This is a genomic window from Paenarthrobacter aromaticivorans (assembly GCF_019038615.1).
GTDB lineage: Bacteria > Actinomycetota > Actinomycetes > Actinomycetales > Micrococcaceae > Arthrobacter > Arthrobacter aromaticivorans.
Genome location: NZ_JAHOPC010000008.1, coordinates 179,402 through 200,370, shown reverse-complemented (window position 1 = coordinate 200,370; position 20,969 = coordinate 179,402). Strand labels below are relative to the sequence as shown.

The following is a 20,969-nucleotide window of genomic DNA, read 5'->3' as shown; positions in this document are numbered from 1 at the left end:
CGCTACAGGTTACCGAGCTTGTCCCGCAGCTTGGCGAACATGCCGCCGCTGGCCACGAGTTTGCCTTCGCTGAACTGCTCACCGCGCAACTTGGCAAGCTGTTGCAGGAGCTCTTCCTGTGCCGGATCCAGCTTGACCGGTGTCTCAACGTGCAGGTGCACCTTGAGATCGCCACGGCCGTAGCCCCTGAGGTGGGTGACGCCCAAACCGCGAAGCGTGATGACCTCGCCGGACTGGGTGCCAGCCTTGACGTCGATCTCCTGGGGCCCGTCGAAAGTTTCCAGGCTCAGTTCCGTACCCAAAGCTGCTGCCGTCATGGGAACGCTCAGCGTAGCGTGAAGGTCGTCGCCTTCGCGGATATAGGTGGAGTCACTGTTGACGCGGATTTCCACATAGAGGTCACCGGCAGGTCCGCCTGCCGGTCCCGCTTCGCCCTGTCCGGAGAGCTGGATCCGCGTACCCGTGGCAACGCCGGCAGGTACCTTGATGGTGAGCGACCGGCGGCTCCGGATGCGGCCCTGCCCGTTGCACTCATTGCAGGGGTCCTTGATGACTGTTCCGAAGCCCTCGCAGGAACCACATGGTGCCGTGGTCATGACCTGGCCCAGGATGGATCGAACGGCCCGCTGGACTTGGCCACTGCCGCCGCAAATGTCGCAACGCTCCGGGTGCGTACCCGGCCGGCAGCAGCTGCCATCACACGTGGGGCAGACCACTGCCGTGTCAACTTCGAGCTTCTTGTTGACACCAAACACGGCGTCCTTGAGGTCGATGCGGACACTGATCAGTGCGTCCTGGCCCCGGCGCACGCGGGAGGCCGGACCAGCGTGCCCGCCGCCACCGCCAAAGAAGGTATCGAAGATGTCCTGGAACGCGAAGCCCTGGCCGGAGTAGCCGCCACCGAAGCCGTTGTCAGTGCCGTTCTCGTTACCGGTGGCATCGTAGACGCGACGCTTTTGGGGGTCGGACAGCACTTCGTAAGCATGCGTCACGGCCTTGAACTGCTCCGCGACATCCTCCCCCGGGTTCACGTCCGGGTGAAGCTTGCGCGCCAACTTGCGGTACGCCTTTTTGATCTCTTCCCCGGTGGCTTCCGGCGAGACTCCCAAAACGTCATAGTGGCTGCTCAAAGTCGGTATCTCTTCCTTGTTGTACTGCAGATTCTTACCTCGGGCCGGCGTCAGCCGCCGAGAATGCGGGAAAGGTAGCGGGCCACGGCGCGCACCGCAGCCATGGTGGTGGGATAGTCCATCCGGGTTGGTCCGAGGATGCCCACCTTGGCACCGGAGCCGTATCCCGTTGCCACGACCGATGCTTCTGCCAGGCCGTCATATGGATTCTCGCGCCCGATGCTCACTGTCACGCCGCGGGGATCATCTCCCATGTCAGACAACAACCGGAGCATGACAACTTGTTCCTCAAGAGCTTCCAGCACTGGTCCGATGCTCAACGGGAAGTCCACATTCGAGCGCGCAAGGTTGGCTGTTCCGGCCATGACGATACGTTCTTCACGGCTGGTGTCGCTCAGGGCCTGGAGACCATGGGCAAGATGCTGCGCGAGCCCACGAAGGTCCGGCGGACACAGCGCAACCACGGATGGCAGTACCTGCGGCAGCAGTGCCAGTTGAGTCCCCGCGATGCTGCCAAGGAACCGGGAACGCAGGGCCATCAAGGCCTCGTTGCTTACATCGGAGCCGGCCTCGATGACTTTCTGGCCAACGCTTCCGGTATCTGCGATGAGCACCACGAGTACCTGTTTTGGCGCCAGGAGAACAAATTCGACGTGACGGACCAGGGCCCGGTTGGAGTGCGGGTACTGAACGACGGCGACCTGGTTGGTCAGTTGCGACAGTAGCCTGACGGTGCGCTCAAGGATGTCATCGAGGTCGTCGGGCCCCTCAAGCAGCGAGTGGATGGCTCGACGCTCCGCGGCGGACAACGGCTTGACCTGCGAGATGCGGTCCACGAACAGCCGGTAGCCCTTGTCCGTGGGGATGCGGCCTGCGCTGGTGTGGGGCGCTGCGATGAGGCCTTCTTCTTCCAGTACCGCCATATCATTCCGGATAGTGGCGCTGGAAACGCCGAGATGGTGCCGCTCCACAAGCGCCTTGGACCCAACAGGCTCACGGGAATGCACGTAATCCTCAACAATTGCGCGCAGCACTTCAAGCTTGCGTGGCTCACTCATTGCAACACCTCCTGACGACTGTCCGTGCCTATATCGGACCAATTGTTAGCACTCAACATGCCTAAGTGCTAACAAGTCTAGTATGAGCCAGCACGTTGCTAGCATTGAAACCGCCCGCGGGAGTTATTCCCAGCACAACCAGCACAAAGGGGTATGAAGTCCTTGGCTTTCGATACGTGGGGCCCGCAGGATCTGTCCGCTCCTGCCAAACGCCAACTCCCTGAGGTAGCCGTCCAGCGCGGGATGGTCCTTGAAGACGTCCAGTCCGGCTGGGTGGGCGAAGTCACCCGGGTGGAGAAATCCGGGGGAATGCACATCGTCTCCCTTGAGGACCGGCGTGGTAAAACCAAGTCCTTCCAACTAGGGTTTGGTTTCCTGCTTGAAGGGCAGGCCATCCGTCTCATGCCTCCCGCACCAAAGGCTCCTGGTTCGCCCGTGCAGGCGGGTCGAACGGCATCGGGGTCAGTAAGGGTCCTTGGCCAGCGTGCCCAAGTGGCCAAGGCGAGCCGTATTTGGGTGGAAGGCAAGCACGACGCAGAACTGGTGGAGAAAGTCTGGGGTGACGATCTCCGCGTTGAGGGCATCGTCGTCGAGCCGCTGCACGGCGTGGACGATCTCAAATCAGCTATTGCCGCATTCTCCCCCGGGCCAGGGCGCAGGCTCGGGATCCTGGTAGACCACCTCGTGGCGGGGTCAAAGGAATCACGCATCGCCGCAGAAGCCATGACAGTGCCCGGAGCCGCCGGAAACGTCCTGATCGTGGGGCATCCGTATGTTGACGTCTGGCAAGCCATCCGGCCAAAAGTGCTGGGTATTGAGCGGTGGCCGGAAGTTGCGCGGGGCACTGACTGGAAGACCGGGATTCTGACCGCGTTCGGTTGGCCCCACGAAACCGCCGAAGACATTGGACTCGGCTGGCAGCGCCTGCTTGGTGCGGTACGCAGCTACGCGGACTTGGAGGCCTCACTCCTGGGACGGGTGGAGGAAGTCATCGATTTCCTCACCACTCCCTGACAGCCCTGTCCTGATTTACGTTCCTTGAGCGGCTTTTCCCGGAGATGTAACGGGGCGTTGGTCCCGGGAGGACCCGGGACCAAGTATTCTGGGACAGCAACACCGCAGCATCTTTACAGCAAAGGGAAGACACCGTGGCAGAGAACGCTCCTGAAGAACCGGGCAGCGCCGCAGGCCAGCCCCAGTACCATGGCGCGCCCGCGAACGCACTCCCACTGACGGCAAGCGAAGACCGGCAGTGGGCCACGTTGGCGCACTTCGGGGGAATTCTGGGATGCCTGCCGTCCCTGTTGATCTATCTGATCTTCCGTGACCGCGGACCGTTTACGGCACAGGAATCCAAGGAAGCCCTGAACTTCACGCTTCCTCCGACCATCGCGGCAGTCCTGGCAAACATCCTGGTTCTGCTTCCCGTGGTGGGCAATATCTTTGCAGTCATCGCCACGGGCATCTGGGTAGCACTCACGTGCTTCTCCGTCTCAGCGGGTATTCGTGTCAATCACGGACAACCCCACCGCTACAAGCTCAACCTGCGCTGGATTAAGTAGTTCCAGGCTTCCATGGGATTCTGCCGACCATTAGTCCGGCAGGATCCTGCGCACAACGGCGTCGGCCAGGAGTCGGCCTTTGAGCGTAAGAACCAGGCGACCCTTGAAGGCCGCACCCGGATCCACAAGCTCTTCAGCGATCAGTCCTGCCATCGCATGGCGGCCAACTTTATCCAACGCGTCAACGGACAAACCGGTACCTAGCCGCGCCTCAAGCATGATGCGCTCGACTTCGCGGGTTTCGGCGTCAAGCGTTTCCCTGCCAGCCGCAGGCGAGTCTCCGGCAGCCAGCCTGTTGGCATAAGCTGTGGGGTGCTTTACGTTCCACCAGCGGACCCCGCCCACGTGCGAGTGGGCGCCCGGACCGATCCCCCACCAGTCGTCTCCCCGCCAATAGGCAAGGTTGTGGCGGCAAGCCTGTTCAGGCGTTTTCGACCAATTGCTGACCTCGTACCAGGTCAGCCCAGCCTCCGAGATTAGTTGGTCGGCGAGCTCATATTTGGCGGCGTGGTCGTCGTCGTCGATTCCGGCCACTTCGCCCCGACGGATTTGGGCAGCCAGCTTTGTGCCGTCCTCCACGATCAAGGCATAGGCGCTGATGTGATCTGGTTCGTAGGACAGGGCAGTCTCAAGGGACAGCTGCCAATCTGCCATCGACTCTCCCGGCGTGCCGTAGATAAGGTCAAGGCTAACGGCCAGGCCCGCCTCGCGCGCCCACTGGACCACCAGCGGAACACGGCTCGGGGTATGCGTGCGGTCCAGCACTTTGAGGACGTGCGGCACCGCGGACTGCATGCCGAAAGAGACGCGCGTAAAGCCAGCATCAGCCAGCACCTTCAGCGATTCCGGCGTCACGGAGTCGGGGTTGGCTTCGGTGGTCACCTCTGCGCCCGGTTCGAGTCCCCAGTGCGCGACGGCGGCGCGAAGGATACGCGCCAAGTCCTCGGCCGGGAGCAACGTGGGTGTCCCCCCGCCGAAAAACACAGTGCTCAGTGGGCGCCTTGGCAGGCCGGAGGCATCCATGGCTGTGGCGGCAAAGTCCAGTTCAGTGACAGCCGTGCCGGCATAAGCATCCTGCGACGCCCCACCACCCAGCTCCGTGGCCGTGTAGGTGTTGAAGTCGCAATAACCGCACCGCACCGCGCAGAACGGGATGTGCACGTACAGGCCGAACTTGCGGTGCTCGACGCCGGCCAGCGCCTGCGGGGGCAGCAAGCCATCCGCAGGTGCTGGGTCGCCCAAAGGAAGGACGCTGGGCATCTACTTCTTGGCCTTGTCCTTGGACTCGTCGGTGGTCAGCGCGGCAATGAAAGCTTCCTGGGGAACTTCAACCCGGCCCACCATCTTCATGCGCTTCTTGCCTTCCTTCTGCTTCTCAAGCAGCTTGCGCTTACGGGTGATGTCACCGCCGTAGCACTTGGCAAGAACGTCCTTGCGGATGGCCCGAATGCTCTCCCGGGCAATAATGCGCGATCCGATGGCAGCCTGGATGGGCACCTCGAACTGCTGGCGCGGGATGAGTTCACGGAGCTTGCCGGTCATCATTACACCGTAGGCGTAGGCCTTGTCACGGTGGGTGATGGCGCTGAAAGCATCCACTTGTTCGCCTTGGAGAAGGATGTCCACCTTCACGAGGTCAGCGACCTGTTCGCCGTCGGCTTTCCAGTCCAGGGATGCGTAACCGCGTGTCTTGGACTTCAGGAGGTCGAAGAAGTCGAAGACGATTTCGGCAAGCGGGATCCAGTAGCGCAGCTCTACGCGGTCTTCGGACAAGTAGTCCATGCCACGCATCTGGCCACGACGGCTCTGGCAGAGCTCCATGATGGATCCCACGAACTCGTTGGGCGCCAGGATAGTAGCGGACACCATAGGCTCGCGGACTTCGGCGATCTTGCCTGTGGGATATTCGCTGGGGTTGGTCACATGGACAACCTTCTTGTCCTCCAGCGTTACCTCGTACTCCACGTTGGGAGCCGTAGAGATGAGATCGAGGTTGTACTCGCGCTCAAGGCGCTCACGGGTGATTTCGAGGTGGAGCAGACCCAGGAAGCCAACACGGAAGCCGAAGCCCAACGCGGCGGACGTCTCGGGCTCATAGACCAGGGCGGCGTCGTTGAGCATCAGCTTCTCGAGGGCGTCGCGGAGCACCGGATAGTCAGTTCCATCAAGCGGGTACAGACCCGAGAAAACCATGGGCTTCGCGTCGGCGTAGCCGCTGAGCGACTCCGATGCCGGCTTGGCGAGGTTGGTTACGGTATCGCCAACCTTGGACTGGCGAACATCCTTCACGCCGGTGATGAGGTATCCCACTTCACCTACGCCAAGGCCCTTGGACGGTGTGGGCTCGGGGGAACTGACACCGATCTCCAGGAGCTCGTGCGTGGCACGGGTAGACATCATCTGGATGCGTTCCCGAGGATGCAGCATGCCATCCACCACGCGGACGTAGGTGACCACGCCGCGGTAAGTGTCATAGACGGAGTCGAAGATCATGGCACGTGCCGGAGCATCGGGATTGCCAACGGGGGCCGGCAGGTCACGGACGATTTTGTCCAGCAACGCCTCCACGCCTACTCCGGTCTTGCCTGAAACCTTGAGGACATCTTCCGGGTCTCCGCCAATAAGGTTGGCCAGTTCCGCCGCGTACTTCTCAGGCTGGGCTGCCGGGAGGTCGATCTTGTTCAGCACCGGGATGATGGTGAGGTTGTTCTCCATCGCCAGGTAGAGGTTGGCAAGCGTCTGGGCTTCGATGCCCTGCGCTGCGTCAACCAGCAGCACGGCGCCTTCACAGGCTGCCAGGGAACGTGAAACCTCGTAGGTGAAGTCGACGTGGCCAGGAGTATCGATCATGTTGAGGGCGTAGCTGGTGCCATCGAGTTCCCATGGCATACGCACTGCCTGGGACTTGATAGTGATGCCGCGCTCACGTTCGATATCCATACGGTCCAGATACTGGGCCTTCATGTCGCGCTGTTGAACGACGCCGGTGTACTGCAGCATGCGGTCGGCCAGGGTGGACTTACCGTGGTCGATGTGGGCGATGATGCAGAAGTTCCGGATGATGGCCGGATCTGTTGCGGCGGGCACCGGTGCGGTGCGGGCCATGGGAGACACGCAGGATCCTTACTGTCGACACTCGCACGGCAAATCCACCGGCCAGGCAAAGGCCAGCCGGGACACGCCGCGCATCTGATCCTCTAGTCTCCCACGAACCGGCCGTTCACCGTACATTCCTGCCGGAGCAGTACATTCCAGGCGGACTAGATGAAACGCTGTGGACCTTGGCTTGGCAAACCATCGCGGTAGCGTTGTCGGCATGGCATTGGACTTGCGCCCATGGGGCAAACTCATCCTTCGATCCCTCAAGGCGCTCGGCGGCAGCAGTACGACTACTAGCAGGAAGAACGCTCCCGCTGGTTCCCGTCGGCAGCAAACCCGGCAACCCGCCGTCGGAAATCGAGCCGCCGCCTACCCAGGCGACTTCAATGGCGTCGCGAAACTGCACTACTCCCCCAAGCCTGATGGTCGGCCCGATCCCGGTGAAATTGTGTGGACCTGGGTTCCGTATGAAGAGGATTTCTCACAGGGCAAGGACCGCCCGGTGCTGTTGGTTGGCAGGGATGGCGAATGGCTCCTGGGCCTCATGCTGACATCCAAGGACCACGACAACGGCAGGCGGGCAGGGGATTACGTTGATGTTGGGGTGGGACAATGGGACCGTCAAGGGCGGCCGAGTGAAGTCAAACTGGACCGCGTGATCCGGGTGAGCCCTCATGCGATCCGGCGCGAAGGTGCAGTCCTCAGCAAGCCGGCATTTCTGGAGGTTTCCCGCGCCCTGAGGGACCGACACGGCTGGAGCTGACCAGCGCGTCCACACTGGGCCGCGCTTTCTGCTATCCTTTATAGCTGTGTGTCCGTGCAGGTCGACGGCCACTCATGGTTGGCTGCCATAGGCATCCCCACGCCGCTCAGTCGATGGCCAACCTGAAAACCCTCTAGACCATTTCCGCATTAAAAAGAGAGTTCATACGTGGCTAATATCAAGTCCCAGAAGAAGCGCATCCTCACCAACGAGAAGGCTCGCCTGCGTAACAACGCCGTCAAGTCCGAGCTGAAGACGGCCATCCGCGCCGTTGCCAACGCCGTTGAGTCTGCTGACAAGGATGCTGCTGCAACTGCACTTGTTGCTGCCAGCCGGAAGCTGGACAAGGCTGTCAGCAAGGGCGTTATTCACAAGAACAACGCTGCAAACCGCAAGTCGGCGATCTCCAAGAAGGTCAACGCACTCTAAGGTTTTTCCAGTTCGACTGAGCTGATCAAAAGGCCGGCACCCATGGGTGCCGGCCTTTTGGGTTAACCGACAGCCGCCGTGAACGCGCCAGCTTCAGCGGCGGCTGGCCGACGTGGCAATAACCGTGACCGCGTGCTCCACGGCGTAAACCGGGTCACGCGACTCACCCTTCACCTGGGCATCGGCCTCAGCGATGACCTGGATGGAGCGGATCAGGCCTTCCGGGGTCCAACGGCGGACATCGCGCTGGGCCTGCTCCACAAGCCAGGGCTGCATTCCCAAGTTCCTGGCGATGGTGGCCGACGATCCTTGGGCTCCGGCAACCTTGGCCAACGTGCGGAGCTTTGCCGCAAGCGCAGCCACCAAGGGGACAGGATCAACCCCGGTGGAGAGGGCATGCCGCAAGGTGGACAAAGCCACTGGTCCGTTGCCCGCCATCGCAGCATCGGCCACCTTGAAGGCCGTAGCTTCCACCCGGCCACCGTAGTAGCGCTCCACGGTTTCGGCCGTGACAGCTGTGGTGGCGTCGGCAATCAGCTGGTTGCAAGCGGCCGCAAGCTCGGACAGATTGGCGCCCACTGCATTGACCAAGGCCTGGACAGCCTCGCCCTCAATCCGGCGACCACCGGCCTTGAACTCCGAGACAACAAACGCAGTTTTGTCCGAGTCCTTCTTAAGAGGCTGGCAATCGATCACAGGCCATCCAGCGGATTTCACTGCGTCAAGCAGCTTCTTCCCCCGAACACCACCGGCATGGCGAAGCACCAAAACCACATCCTGCTCGGGATGGGCCAAGTAGGACAAGCAGTCGGCCAGGAACGCATCATTCATGGCTTCCAAGCCCTCAACTTCAATGAGCTTTCCCTCGCCGAACAGAGACGGGGTTACAGTCATGGCCAATGACCCGGCCTCATAGGAGCCCGCATTCAGCCTGCTCAGTTCAACATCGGGAGTCGCGGTGCGCACTTGGGACCTGATGCGGTCCATGGCCCGGATACCGAGGTATTCCTCCGGTCCGGTGATGAGCACCACGGCTGCCGGGGTCGCGTCCCGCCAGCTGATGTTGTTCGCAGCGACGCTCTTGGCCCGCGTATTTTGGGCAGCAGCCACAGATGCTTCCTTCCGGAGGATTTTTTGCAGACTTCAAGTCTGCCATGCCTTGGCGACGGGGACGCCCTGCAGTTGCGGTCAGACTTTTCCACTTTGAGGGGTGTCCATGGGTTGGATCTTCCCCCGTCCTGCGGCACGTTTCGGAGAATCTCTCTACTAGGTGTGTGTTAGAGGGCAGCGGGCAAGCTGCTACAGGCACCTGTAAGGGGATACCAATGTACAAGAAATCACTGCTGGGCCTCGGGGTCGTAGCAATAGTTGGGATGGCGCTGGGTGCATGCTCAGGACCTGGAACATCGCCGGACACAACTTCGGCTCCGCCCAGTGAGAAGGCAGCGGAGGCGAAGCGGTACAGCAACGGGGAATTACTGGACTTGGTCAAGCAGATCAAGACCGCCGATGGCACCAGCCTGACCGCGGTCTCCGGCGAAGAACTTTCCAGCCAGGAGAACCCGATGAAGGAACTACTTGCCTTAATGACCATCGAACCTGCAGATTGCAAGGCACTAGGCGCCCTGGGCTCATCACAGACCATTGCCGGATCCACGACGGCTGGAGGGGCATCAGTTGACACAGCGGGAGGATTGATGAGCGGCATTACTTTTGTCTCCGGTGTGGACGCCGACGCACTCCACAACGCGATCAAGAACAACAAGTCCCAAGCTGCGGCGTGCGAAAATATCACACTCTCCATGGCGGGGCAGTCAATGGAAATGACGACAAAACCAGTCGATGGCGTCGGCTCTGTACCTGACACCATGGCCTACAAGACGGCTATCAGCCTGCCCGATGGCAGGGCGCAGTCCACGTTCATCGCCTACGCCGTCAAGGACGGAGTGTTGATCACTGCCACAGCGTCCGGGCAAAACGCTGACGCAACCGGTGCCGCCGCTGTAGGTGCGCTCATGGATCAAGCAGCGGCGCTTATCAAATAACCACCTCAACCCGAGACACTTGTATCAGGACGTGCGTAATAAGCGCTACTTCCTTTGCAGTCTTTCCAAAACAAGCATCACCCGATGGTGAAGGACCTTAATCCGCAGAAGCATGCCGCTTGGATGCAGGACTGTCCAGACAATGAGTATGGTGACCACTGAAGCGACGGACATGGCAATGATGCCCGCCGGACCTTCGGCCCATGGAAGTGCCGCGCCCGGTAATCCGGCAAAGAGCCGCGCGATACCCGCCACGCCACTCGCGCTGGCACCCGCCAAGGCGATTGGAAGCCCGGCTGCCCAGGGATGGATCGCGGCGAGCGGCACGGCAAGGGTCCCCAGAATGGTTATGGGCGCCACGAGCGGACCAGCGATCACGTTTGCAAGAAGCGCATACGGTGAGAACTGCGGTTGGAGTGCCACGATGATCGGCCCACACAGCACTTGCGCGGACAGCGGCACGGAGACCCCCACAGCCAACCATTTTGGAATCACGTCAGGAAACCACGACGCAATACGGCTGGCAAGCAGCACGATGCCAAGCGTAGCCAGAACGGAGAGGAGAAAGCCAAAGTTGCTGGCAAGAGTGGGATCCAACAACAGAAGAACAACCGTAGCCAAGCAGAGGAAAGTTAGCGGCCTCCCCCGTAACCCGCCCGTCAATGCAACCATCCCGACAAATCCCATCACGGCTGCCCGCAAGACACTGGGCTCCGGTCCCACCAACACTACGAAGGCGGCAAGCCCACAGCCGGCGAACGCAGCGGCCAGAGGACGTGTCAGTCTGAGGCACCTCGCAACCAGGATGAAGCCGCCCAAAATGAGACTGCAATTTGAGCCACTGACCGCGTTTAGATGCACCATTCCGGTCGTTTTCATTTCAGCTTCCAGGCTCTCGGGAAGCGTGCTGGTATCACCGGTCACCATGCCTGGCAGCAGCCCCGCGGCGTCGGGAGGCAACCAACCTGCGGCATCGCGTAACTGCTCGCGCAGCTTGGCGGCCGGGTCTTGCAGATCGAAGGCAGAGTCCATCACAACCGGCCCGCTGGAGGCTGTCAGTATCGCGGCTTCTGATTGTCCGGGCCGGATTTCCTTGAGCGTGCCAGTTGTTCTCACACGCTGTCCGGGGCGTATGTCCTGCCACGCGTCGTCACCGATGACGACAAGGGCGGCAAAACCCCGAATCACGTTCCCTTCGGTGGTGAGGCTGTCCAGACTCGCGGGAACCGACCACCGGGTGTCGCTTGAATGCCCGGGATGGGGTACAGCAGAAGGGCTGCCCGTAACCCGGACTTGGATGACCACACCGGCGTGGGCGTCGACGGCCGCAGCGAGGGGTCCTTGGTCCCGCTTGCCTGCAGCCAAAGCACAATGCCCGGCAGCCACGGCACCAAGCACACAGGCCAAGGCGAGAGTGGCCGGAACTGTCCTGGAACGTGAGGCCCCCGTTGCCCGCAGTCGCGAATACAGCAGCAAAGCGATGGCGGCAGCGGCAAGGGCCGCACCCATAGCCGCCGACCACGCAGCGGCGAAAACACTGCCAGCAAGTGCCGTGGCCCATGTGAGAAACACGGCGGGGACCAACCGGAGATCCAGACGCCTCAGCAACCGATCGTCGTCTGAATCCTCAGCCACCCTGCACCGTCACCAAGTCCTGGAGCGACTCCATAAGCTTGGGCCCGATGCCATCAATGGCATCCAACTCGTCCACTGAGGCAAACGCACCGTGCTCCTTGCGCCAATCTACGATGCGCTGGGCCATCACCGGACCCACCCTGGGCAGTGTCCCGAGCTCCTCCACTGTGGCAGTGTTGATGTTAACTTTTGCTCCTCCGGATCCCGGGGTGACGGAGGTCCCAGCCGGCCCACCGGTGCCGATCCCGGTCCCCGTTCCCTGAGACGTCCCGCCCATGGACGCCTCCCCTACAGCCGGAACATGGATCTTTGCCCCATCTGTGACTACTTCTGCGAGGTTAAGGCCATTTAGGTCAGCGCTGGCAGTTGCCCCGTCTGCAGCATCGATCGCCTGAAAGATCCGGCTTCCTTCGGGAAGCGAAACGACCCCGGGTTTCTGTACTGCGCCGGCAACGTGGACCAACAGCATCTTCGTGTTTTGTGATGGCGTCGTGGGTCCAGTGGAGTTAGGCCCGTCACCTTCCGGCACGCTTCCATCGGCCGATACCGATTGACTGAGGGGTTCCATGGTGGGCTGACCAGTGGACGCCTGAATAAGGAACCATACTGCGCAGGCTGCACCAATGACGAAAACGGCAACTGCTACCCTCCACGACGTTCGCCACCGAGTCCGCGCCGCCATCGTCTCTTGAGCATGGAGGGGGTCGGTAGCCGCGTCGTCCGGACCAACGTGGTCCAACAGCGGCATGGAAAGCAAGGGTGCCGGATCCTCCGGGGGGGTTCAGTCCCGACGCAAAGCGTCGCCTGGCTGCCAGCGCTGCGGCGTCTGGGGACGCATCCCGATTCCAGCGTGGCATGGTTCGAGCCTATGACGGACCTGATGGGAGCGGAGTGGGCCTCTTAGGCTATGTGGATAAGCTCACGTGGGCGTGCTGCTCTCCCCCACGATCACCGCTAGAACGCCCAACCCCGCGTGCGCCGCGAGGACTGCCGGCAAGGCACTGATCTGAGCGGGTGGACAATCCGGGCATTTGTCCCGCAGCCGTTCGGCCAACGCTTCGGCCTCTGACTGGTTACCGAAATGGTGAACTGCCAACCGTTGCTGACCAGCAGGTCTTGAAGCAACATCAGCGGCCACAATCTCCTCGAGCCGGGCTACGGCCCGGACAGCGGAACGGACCTTTTCCAGCGGAACGATCCTACCGCCGTCGACCGCGAGTATCGGCTTGATCGCCAGTACTGTCCCCAGCAGCGACGCTGCGGCTCCTATGCGTCCACCGCGCCTCAGCTGCTCAAGGCTTGGGACGTAGAAATAAACCTTGGTTCGCTCCATGCGCTTCTCCGCAAAAGCACGAACTTCGGCTGCCGACTGGCCAGCAGCCGCTGCCACTACTGCACTCTGGACACCCATGCCCTGAGCCATGCCGACGGTGCGGGAGTCGAGTACCTCCACCGGGATATCAACCCGAGCGGCAGCCAAGCGCGCAGCATCGGCGGTTCCCGATAATTCCGAGGAAATATGGATCGACACCACGGCTTCGAAGCCGCGGCTTTGAGCGGCGCGATATGCCTGCTCAAATTGGCCGGGCGAGGGGCGGGACGTCTTCACGGATGCACCCGATGCCAAGGCGACGGCCAACGTCTCGGTGATGTCGTCTTCGCCCTCACCATAGATCTCACTCCCCACCATGACTGGCATGGGAACGACGGCGAGGCGACCATCCGCGGCAAAGGCCGCAACCCAGTCAGCCGGCAAGGCGGCTGCCGAATCTGTCACTACAGCAGTCTTTACGACGGCGGTACGCGCCTCGTCGGCTACCGGAACCGGTAGCGCAGGCTGCCGGAGGCGGGACAGCCGTTCCTTGAGCCATATCCAGGCAGGTGGTTCTCGCTCGGGCACGCAACCTCCAACGCAGGTGACCGGCCGCCGGCACAGTGCCGGCGGCCTTGAAATCCCTTACGCCTCGTTAGGCGGGGACGATGTTCACCAGCTTAGGCGCCCGCACGATCACGGTGCGGATGCCACGGCCATCCATGGCGCGCTGAACATTTTCCGACGCGAGTGCGAGTTCGCGGAGTTCGTCCTCGCTGATGTCCGGCGATACTTCCAGCCGGTCGCGGACTTTGCCCTGGACCTGGACGACGGCGGTGACGGTGTCCTGCACGAGCAGGGCGTCGTCGTGCGTCGGCCAGCCGGCGTTGGCCACGGAGGCAGGGTGTCCCAGGGTGTTCCAGAGGTCCTCTGCCGTATACGGGGCGAAAAGACTCAGGATCACAGCGACGGCTTCAACAGCCTCACGCACGGCGGGATCTGCCCCGCCTGCTCCGGAGTCGATGGTCTTACGCGTTGCGTTGACCAGCTCCATGAGGCGTGCCACGACGACATTGAACTTGTTGTTGTCCAACAGGTCCGCAGCATCGGCAATGGTCTTGTGCGTCACGGTGCGCAGGGCGCGGTCGCCGGTAGCCGGATCAACGCCGGGCTCGCTGCTGACGTCCTGGCCCAGGCGCCAGGCACGGGCCAGGAACTTGGCCGAACCCGACGGCGAAACGTCTGCCCAGTCGACGTCGTCCTCTGGCGGAGAGGCGAAGACCATGGTCAGGCGTACGGCGTCCACACCGAACTTGTCCAGCTGCTCGCCAAGGTCCACTCCGTTGCCGAGGGACTTGCTCATGGCCTTGCCACCGTTGAGGACCTGGCCCTGGTTGAGTAGCGCGCTGAACGGCTCGCTTGCCTCAATCAGGCCGATGTCCTTGATCACCTTGGTAAAGAAACGGGCGTAGAGCAGGTGCAGGATCGCATGCTCGACGCCGCCCACGTATTGGCCAACGGGCATCCAGTTGTTGATCTTTTCGGGATCAAACGGACCTTCGGTGTAGTCCGGCGAAACAAAGCGCAGGAAGTACCACGACGAATCCACGAACGTGTCCATGGTGTCGGTATCGCGCTGGGCTGCACGGCCACAGTTGGGGCACTCGACGTTGACCCATTCGACGGCGGCAGCCAGCGGGGAGGTTCCCTTCGGCGCCAGCGCCTCACCCCGGAGGTTCTCGGGCAGCTTCACGGGAAGCTGGTCGTCCGGGACGGGCACTTCACCACATTCGGCACAGTGGATGATCGGAATGGGCGTACCCCAGAAACGCTGGCGGCTCAACAGCCAGTCGCGCAGGCGGAAGTTCACGAACTTTTCGCCGGTTCCCAGCTTCTCCAGGATTTCGATTGCAGCCGGGATGCCTTCGGACTTGGACAGTCCGTCCAAGTCGCCGGAGTTCTTCAGCGTTCCTTCGCCCGCAGTGGCCACACCGGTCTCGGCGGGGTCTTCATCGCCGGTATCCAGAACGGCGCGAACCGGCAGGCCGAAGGCCTTGGCGAAATCGAGGTCGCGCTGGTCGTGCGCGGGAACGGCCATGATGGCTCCGGTGCCGTAGTCGGCCAGAACGTAGTCGGCTGCCCACACAGGGAGCTTCTCACCGTTGAGCGGATTGATTGCGTAGCGTCCGGTAAACACGCCGGTCTTCTCGCGCTCGGTGGACTGGCGCTCGATCTCGGAGAGGGCCTTGACCTTCTCCCGGTATGCCATGAGTTCGTCATGATGCTCGGAAGTGACCAGGTCAAGGGCCAGATGTGCATCGGCCGCAACAACGAAGAAGGTGGCACCATACAGGGTGTCCGGTCGGGTGGTGAAGACGGTGACTTCGCGCTCGGCCCGGTCCTGGGTAGCCTCGATGACAAAGCGGACATGGGCGCCCTCGGAGCGACCAATCCAGTTCCGCTGCATGGCCAGCACGCGCTCGGGCCAGTGGCCCTGCAACTGGTCCATGTCCTCGAGCAGGCGGTCGGCGTAGTCGGTGATCTTGAAGTACCACTGGTTCAGGGACTTCTTGGTGACAGGGGTACCACAGCGTTCGCAGGCGCCGTTGACGACTTGCTCGTTTGCGAGGACGGTGAGGTCCTTGGGGCACCAGTTGACGGGCGAGTCCTTGCGGTACGCCAACCCACGCTCGTAGAAGCGCTTGAACAGCCACTGGGTCCAACGGTAGTACTCGGGGTCGGATGTATGCAGGCGCCGGGACCAGTCAGCCGAAATGGCGTAGCGCTTGAATGAAGCCGCCTGGGTGTCGATGTTGGCGTAGGTCCACTCGCTGGGGTGGGCATTGCGCTTGATGGCCGCGTTTTCGGCAGGAAGGCCAAAAGAGTCCCAGCCGATGGGATGCAGGACATCGAAGCCCTTCTGGCGCAGGTAGCGCGCGACGACATCGCCCATGGCAAAGGCCTCGGCATGGCCCATGTGAAGGTCACCGGAGGGGTAGGGAAACATGTCCAGCACGTAGCGACGCTCCCGCGAGCCGTCGTCAAGCGGGGTGAACACCTTGAGGTCTTCCCACACCTGCGGCCACTTGGCTTCCATCGCGGCGAAGCTGTAGACGCCTTCTTCAGGCGCTCCAGCTGCGGCTGTCTGTGCTGCTCCGGTCTCTGTCTCCGGCTGAACGCTCACTGCTGCCCTCTTCTGTTCTTCGATGGCGGTTTTGCCTCCTGCTGCGCTCCAGGTAAGCCCCGGACACACAAAAGCCCCTCGACAATGGAGGGGCGGCCGCTCGGCTGTTGATTGCCGGGCGGCTAGCTAAGCAGAAGGATCGCACGCATAGATCTACAATAGCGCACGTCCACCCCCTCTCTCGCCGACAACATCGATGGCTGCGGCGCTGCGGCATGCGTCGAAAAAGGGGCCGGTGACTCCCCGCCATGGTGTGGTGGGCCCGCGGTGGGCCCCCAGCTGCGAGGGACCCACCGCGAGCTTGCGAGCGGAGGGAGCAACTGGGGACGGGCGGGCGGGAGTCACCGGCCCCTTTTTTGAACTACTTAACGTCCTCGTCGACCCAATCCATAGACTTTGTCACGGCCTTCTTCCAGAGCCGCAACTGGCGCTCCTGCTCTTCGACAGGCAGCTGCGGCTCCCAGCGCTTGTCCTCGCCCCAGTTGGCACTGAGCTCGCCCAGGTCCTTCCAGAATCCAACGGCCAGGCCAGCGGCGTATGCAGCGCCCAGGGCCGTGGTTTCAACCACCTTCGGGCGGACTACGGGTACGCCGAGGATGTCGGCCTGGAACTGCATGAGTGCCTCGTTGGCCACCATGCCGCCGTCGACCTTCAGTTCGGTGAGGGGAACGCCCGAGTCGGCGTTGACGGCGTCGAGTACCTCGCGGGTCTGGAACGCAGTTGCCTCGAGGGCAGCACGGGCAATGTGGCCCTTGTTGGCGAAGCGCGTGAGGCCCACAATGGCGCCACGGGCGTCGGCCCGCCAGTACGGAGCGAACAAGCCGGAGAACGCCGGGACGATGTAGACGCCTCCGTTGTCCTGCACTGCGGCGGCGAGTTCTTCCACCTGGGGCGCGGAGCTGATCATGCCGAGGTTGTCACGGAGCCATTGGATCAGCGAGCCGGTGACGGCGATGGAGCCTTCCAGCGCGTAGTGCGGCTTGTCGTCGCCAAGCTTGTACCCGAGCGTGGTGAGCAGCCCGTTCTTGGAATGGACAATCTCTTCACCGGTGTTGAAGATCAGGAAGCAGCCCGTGCCGTAAGTGTTCTTGGCCTCGCCGGGCTGGAACGCAGCCTGGCCGAACGTGGCGGCTTGCTGGTCGCCCAGGATGCCGGCCACGGGAACTTCCCGCAGCAGTTGGGACGTGTGGACGTGTCCGTAAACTTCGGAGGAAGACTTGATGGCGGGCATCATGGAGGCCGGGACGCCGAAGACATCAAGAATTTCCTGGTCCCATTGCAGGGTCTCAAGGTCCATGAACATGGTGCGGGAAGCGTTGGTCACGTCAGTGACGTGCACGCCGCCGTCGACTCCCCCGGTCAAGTTCCAGAGAACCCACGCGTCGGTGTTGCCGAATAGCAGGTCGCCGGCTTCAGCGCGTTCGCGGGCGCCCTCGACGTTGTCCAGGATCCATTTGATCTTGGTGCCGGAGAAGTAGGTAGCCAGTGGCAGGCCAACCTTCTGCTTGAAGCGTTCAGGTCCACCATCCTTGGCAAGCTCGTCCACAATCGACTGCGTGCGGGTGTCCTGCCAGACGATGGCGTTGTAAACAGCCTCACCGGTGTTCTTGTCCCAGACCACCGCGGTTTCGCGCTGGTTGGTAATGCCGACGGCGGCGATGTCGTGCCGTGTCAGGTTCGCCTTGGACAGGGCCGAGCCAATGACCTCGCGGGTGTTGTTCCAGATCTCCGCGGGGTTGTGCTCAACCCACCCTGCCTGGGGGAAAATCTGCTCGTGTTCCATCTGTCCCGTTGACACAATGTTGCCCGAGTGGTCAAAGACGATGGCGCGGGAGCTGGTGGTGCCCTGGTCGATGGCGATGACGTATTGGTTCATGGTGACGTCCTTGTCTCAGTGGTTTTGTATGTTGCGTGGATGAGTATGTAGTGGATTCAGGACTGCGGCTGCAGGATCAGCCAGCGGCTGCCGGCATGATGGCAGGCACCCAGATGGCCACGAGGCCAGCAAGAGTACCGCCAACAAGGGGGCCGACGACAGGGATCCAGGAGTAGGCCCAGTCGCTGGAACCCTTCCCCTTGATGGGGAGGATGGCGTGGGCGATGCGCGGGCCAAGGTCACGTGCAGGGTTGATGGCGTAACCCGTGGGGCCACCGATGGAGACGCCGATACCGACAACCAGCAGCGCTACCGCCAGCGGTCCGAGACCTGAGGGAGTGCCGCCGAAGGTCAGGATGACGAAGACCAGGACGAACGTGCCAATGATTTCGGTGATGAGGTTCCACGGCGTTGAACGGATGGCCGGACCGGTGGAGAACGTTCCCAGTTTGTTGGCTGCGAGCGGCTCTTCGTCGAAGTGCTGCTTGTAAGCGAGCCAGCAGACGACGGCGCCGAGGAAGGCGCCGAGCAATTCGCCGCCGTAGTACGTCAGGGTGGAGGCGACATCCACTGGCACGCCGGGCGCGTATTCTGCACTCCCCTTGACCAGCAGGCCAGTGGTGACAGCCGGGTTCAGGTGGGCACCGGACTTGGCGGCCACAAAAACGCCCGCGAAGACCGCAATGCCCCAGCCCCAGGTCACCATCAAGAATCCACCGTTGTTGCCTTTGGTGCCTTTGAGCGCAACGTTGGCCACGACGCCACAACCCAGCAGGGTCAGCATCATGGTTCCGAATACTTCGGAAAGGAAAACTATTCCAAGAGACATCTTTGACTCCTCATTTTTCTGTTGTCAGCCTCGTCGCGGGTTGAAGAGGCCGTTGGGACGGTTCCGTTTTCCGCAACCGTCCCGGCGTGGTGAGCCCCCAAGGGGCCCATCTACCCCGTTTCCCGTCCCTGTCGCACAGTGGGACGGTCAAACATTGTGTGCTGTGGGCCTCAGGCTACGAGACTGTGCACGTCTACCTTGTGGAACCGCCGCAGCACTTCCTGGGCGTGGCGAACTTCAGCCTCACGGACAGCGGCATCCCACCCAAGCGGTTCAGCCAAGGCCGCGGCGATTTCGTTCAACAGCTCGCCAGTTACCAGCCCGCGGAACGCGAGGGACGTCCGTCGGATGAGGACATCCACCAGATGCCCGATCTGCTCGTGCTCGGCCATGAAGGCCAATTCGCGAACACTGAGTTCCCGGGTGGAACGAAGCGGCGCGTCGTGCCCGGCGTTCAGGTAATCGATGACGGCCTCGGCCCGTGTTCCATACCGCGTCAGGAGGCCGGCCACGCGGTCCGCGTCCAGTCCAGGCCCCATGTGCTTCTTGATCCACTCTTGCTCGCCTTGTTCCGTGGCTGGGAAGCCAGCGCCGCCGCCGATGGCGAGCTTCGCCGTCGAAACTTTCCGTTCCAGACCCAATTCGCGAAGGACGTCGTTGGTCATGTGTTCGGCAAGCGCCCGGAAGGTGGTCCATTTGCCACCTACCAAACTGAGTACGACGGCGGCCTTGCCGCCTGGCGTAACCATGGCACCCTCGCCGGTGCGGACGCTGCGCTCGATCCTGTAGTCCCTTGAGACAAATCCCGGTTGGGTTGCATCGTGGCGCGGCAGGGGACGGACTCCGGCGAAGCTGTACACGATCTGGCCACGGTTCACCTTGATAGTGGGGAAGACATGGCCAATCAGGTCGAAGAAGTAGTCGATTTCGGATTCGGTGCAGACAGCGTCTTCTGTCATGTCGGCGTCGACGTCCGTGGTGCCGACCAACACCCGGTCCCCCATGGGGTAAATAAGGACGATGCGGCCGTCTGTGTGTTCAAAGAAGATCTCCCGGCCATTGCAGGCGGCCAGCAATTCCGGGTGGTCCAGCACAATGTGCGAGCCCTTGGTGCCGCCCATGAACTGGCTGGCGGCTCCCATGGCCTGGTTGGTCAGGTCCACCCACGCGCCGGTGGTGTTGATGATGACGTCCGCCTGGAAATCGAACTCCTTGCCGCTCAATTCGTCGCGCAGGCGGACTCCGTCAGTACCCATGGAAACCAATGAGACGTAGTTGCTGGCGCGGGCCGTCCCGCCAGGCAGGCCACCGCCGCGCCCGGCCTTCTCGCCATCCTGAAGCACGTCCAGGGTGAGCCGCTCAGGGTTGTGGACGGACGCGTCAAAGTAAGTTGCCGCGTACTTGATTCCCGGGTGCAGCTTGGGTAGTTCCGCCAAAGCCTTGTCCTTGCCGAGGAACTGGTGCCGGGGGACGCTGCCGCCGTCACGGGAGAAGAAGTCGTACATGCTCAAGCCGAGCTTGATGAGGAAAGCGCCGCGCTCGTTCGGTTTGCCCTGCTTATGCGTGAGGAAGCGAATGGGCGCGGAGAGGATGCCAGAGAAGGTGCTGAAGATGGGAATGGTGGTCTGCAGCGGCTTGACGTAGTGCGGGGCGATCCGCAGGAGGCGGTTGCGCTCCACCACTGATTCCTGGACAAGGCGGAACTCTCCGTTCTCCAGGTATCGGATGCCGCCATGGATCATGTGCGAGGACGCACCGCTTGCGCCTTGGCAGTAGTCACCACGCTCCACAAGCGCAACATCCATGCCCTGCAAGGCCAGGTCGCGGAAGGTTCCTACGCCGTTGATACCCCCGCCGATGATCAGCACCTTCGCCGATGGCCGCTCCTGCAAGGCGGTTACAGACTCACGCCGATGCGCATCAGAGGAAGTACCGGAAATCCTGTTGTGTCCCAAAACTGCTCCCTTGGGCTTGGTTTGTGCGCGGCGTTACGTTCGCTGCACCTTTCACCACTAATCTGGCGAAGGTGGAAAATGGAGTCAAGCTA

Annotated in this window: 17 protein-coding genes; 5 read left to right on the top strand and 12 right to left on the bottom strand. The window is 62.1% G+C overall.

The genetic code is table 11. The features are described 5' to 3' along the window. Positions 1-2 precede the first annotated feature (2 nt). Both dnaJ and hrcA read right to left on the bottom strand, forming a co-directional pair. Positions 3-1,130, bottom strand: coding sequence for a molecular chaperone DnaJ (dnaJ, locus tag KSW38_RS14390; protein WP_216925593.1), 1,128 nt, complete (start codon positions 1,128-1,130; stop codon positions 3-5). A 50-nt stretch (positions 1,131-1,180) separates the two neighbouring features. Continuing rightward, on the bottom strand, positions 1,181-2,188 hold the full coding sequence (hrcA, locus tag KSW38_RS14385) for a heat-inducible transcriptional repressor HrcA (protein WP_216925592.1): 1,008 nt from the start codon (positions 2,186-2,188) through the stop codon (positions 1,181-1,183). Between the two features lie 162 nt (positions 2,189-2,350). On the opposite strand from hrcA, the gene KSW38_RS14380 reads away from it, so the two are divergent. Continuing rightward, positions 2,351-3,202, top strand: a complete 852-nt coding sequence (locus KSW38_RS14380; RefSeq protein WP_216925656.1) for a DUF3097 domain-containing protein — start codon at positions 2,351-2,353, stop codon at positions 3,200-3,202. A 134-nt stretch (positions 3,203-3,336) separates the two neighbouring features. Continuing rightward, on the top strand, positions 3,337-3,750 hold the full coding sequence (locus tag KSW38_RS14375) for a DUF4870 domain-containing protein (protein WP_159699313.1): 414 nt from the start codon (positions 3,337-3,339) through the stop codon (positions 3,748-3,750). Positions 3,751-3,780: 30 nt separating this feature from the next. On the opposite strand, the gene hemW is transcribed toward KSW38_RS14375, so the two are convergent. After that, positions 3,781-5,010, bottom strand: a complete 1,230-nt coding sequence (hemW, locus tag KSW38_RS14370; RefSeq protein ID WP_216925591.1) for a radical SAM family heme chaperone HemW — start codon at positions 5,008-5,010, stop codon at positions 3,781-3,783. Continuing rightward, on the bottom strand, positions 5,011-6,864 hold the full coding sequence (lepA, locus tag KSW38_RS14365; protein ID WP_216925590.1) for a translation elongation factor 4: 1,854 nt from the start codon (positions 6,862-6,864) through the stop codon (positions 5,011-5,013). A gap of 202 nt (positions 6,865-7,066) precedes the next feature. On the opposite strand from lepA, the gene KSW38_RS14360 reads away from it, so the two are divergent. Together KSW38_RS14360 and rpsT are read left to right on the top strand one after the other, a co-directional pair. Beyond that, complete coding sequence (locus KSW38_RS14360; RefSeq protein ID WP_216925589.1) at positions 7,067-7,612, top strand: type II toxin-antitoxin system PemK/MazF family toxin; 546 nt, start codon at positions 7,067-7,069, stop codon at positions 7,610-7,612. A gap of 168 nt (positions 7,613-7,780) precedes the next feature. Continuing rightward, entirely contained in the window at positions 7,781-8,041 is a 261-nt protein-coding gene (gene rpsT / locus KSW38_RS14355; protein ID WP_216925588.1) for a 30S ribosomal protein S20, read from the top strand. Positions 8,042-8,134: 93 nt separating this feature from the next. Here rpsT and holA read toward each other — a convergent pair whose 3' ends face one another. After that, positions 8,135-9,151, bottom strand: a complete 1,017-nt coding sequence (holA, locus tag KSW38_RS14350) for a DNA polymerase III subunit delta (protein ID WP_216925587.1) — start codon at positions 9,149-9,151, stop codon at positions 8,135-8,137. A 215-nt stretch (positions 9,152-9,366) separates the two neighbouring features. On the opposite strand from holA, the gene KSW38_RS14345 reads away from it, so the two are divergent. Beyond that, complete coding sequence (locus tag KSW38_RS14345; protein WP_216925586.1) at positions 9,367-10,086, top strand: hypothetical protein; 720 nt, start codon at positions 9,367-9,369, stop codon at positions 10,084-10,086. A gap of 45 nt (positions 10,087-10,131) precedes the next feature. Here the strand turns inward: KSW38_RS14345 and KSW38_RS14340 are convergent, their stop codons facing one another. The 7 genes from KSW38_RS14340 to KSW38_RS14310 form a co-directional block, all read right to left on the bottom strand. Further along, entirely contained in the window at positions 10,132-11,721 is a 1,590-nt protein-coding gene (locus KSW38_RS14340; protein WP_216925585.1) for a ComEC/Rec2 family competence protein, read from the bottom strand. Further along, positions 11,714-12,469: a helix-hairpin-helix domain-containing protein gene (locus KSW38_RS14335; RefSeq protein ID WP_254186497.1), complete on the bottom strand. Its 756-nt coding sequence runs from the start codon at positions 12,467-12,469 to the stop codon at positions 11,714-11,716. Before KSW38_RS14335 ends, KSW38_RS14340 begins: the two co-directional genes overlap by 8 nt. A 171-nt stretch (positions 12,470-12,640) precedes the next feature. Beyond that, positions 12,641-13,621: a DegV family protein gene (locus tag KSW38_RS14330; RefSeq protein ID WP_216925584.1), complete on the bottom strand. Its 981-nt coding sequence runs from the start codon at positions 13,619-13,621 to the stop codon at positions 12,641-12,643. 67 nt (positions 13,622-13,688) lie between these two features. Then, complete coding sequence (leuS, locus tag KSW38_RS14325) at positions 13,689-16,217, bottom strand: leucine--tRNA ligase (protein ID WP_216925583.1); 2,529 nt, start codon at positions 16,215-16,217, stop codon at positions 13,689-13,691. 361 nt (positions 16,218-16,578) lie between these two features. After that, the gene (glpK, locus tag KSW38_RS14320; protein ID WP_216925582.1) at positions 16,579-18,093 is read right to left on the bottom strand and encodes a glycerol kinase GlpK; all 1,515 of its coding nucleotides are present in this window, start codon (positions 18,091-18,093) and stop codon (positions 16,579-16,581) included. Positions 18,094-18,169: 76 nt separating this feature from the next. Then, the gene (locus tag KSW38_RS14315; RefSeq protein ID WP_216925581.1) at positions 18,170-18,922 is read right to left on the bottom strand and encodes an MIP/aquaporin family protein; all 753 of its coding nucleotides are present in this window, start codon (positions 18,920-18,922) and stop codon (positions 18,170-18,172) included. Positions 18,923-19,092: 170 nt separating this feature from the next. Further along, complete coding sequence (locus KSW38_RS14310; protein ID WP_216925580.1) at positions 19,093-20,877, bottom strand: glycerol-3-phosphate dehydrogenase/oxidase; 1,785 nt, start codon at positions 20,875-20,877, stop codon at positions 19,093-19,095. Positions 20,878-20,969 lie beyond the last annotated feature (92 nt).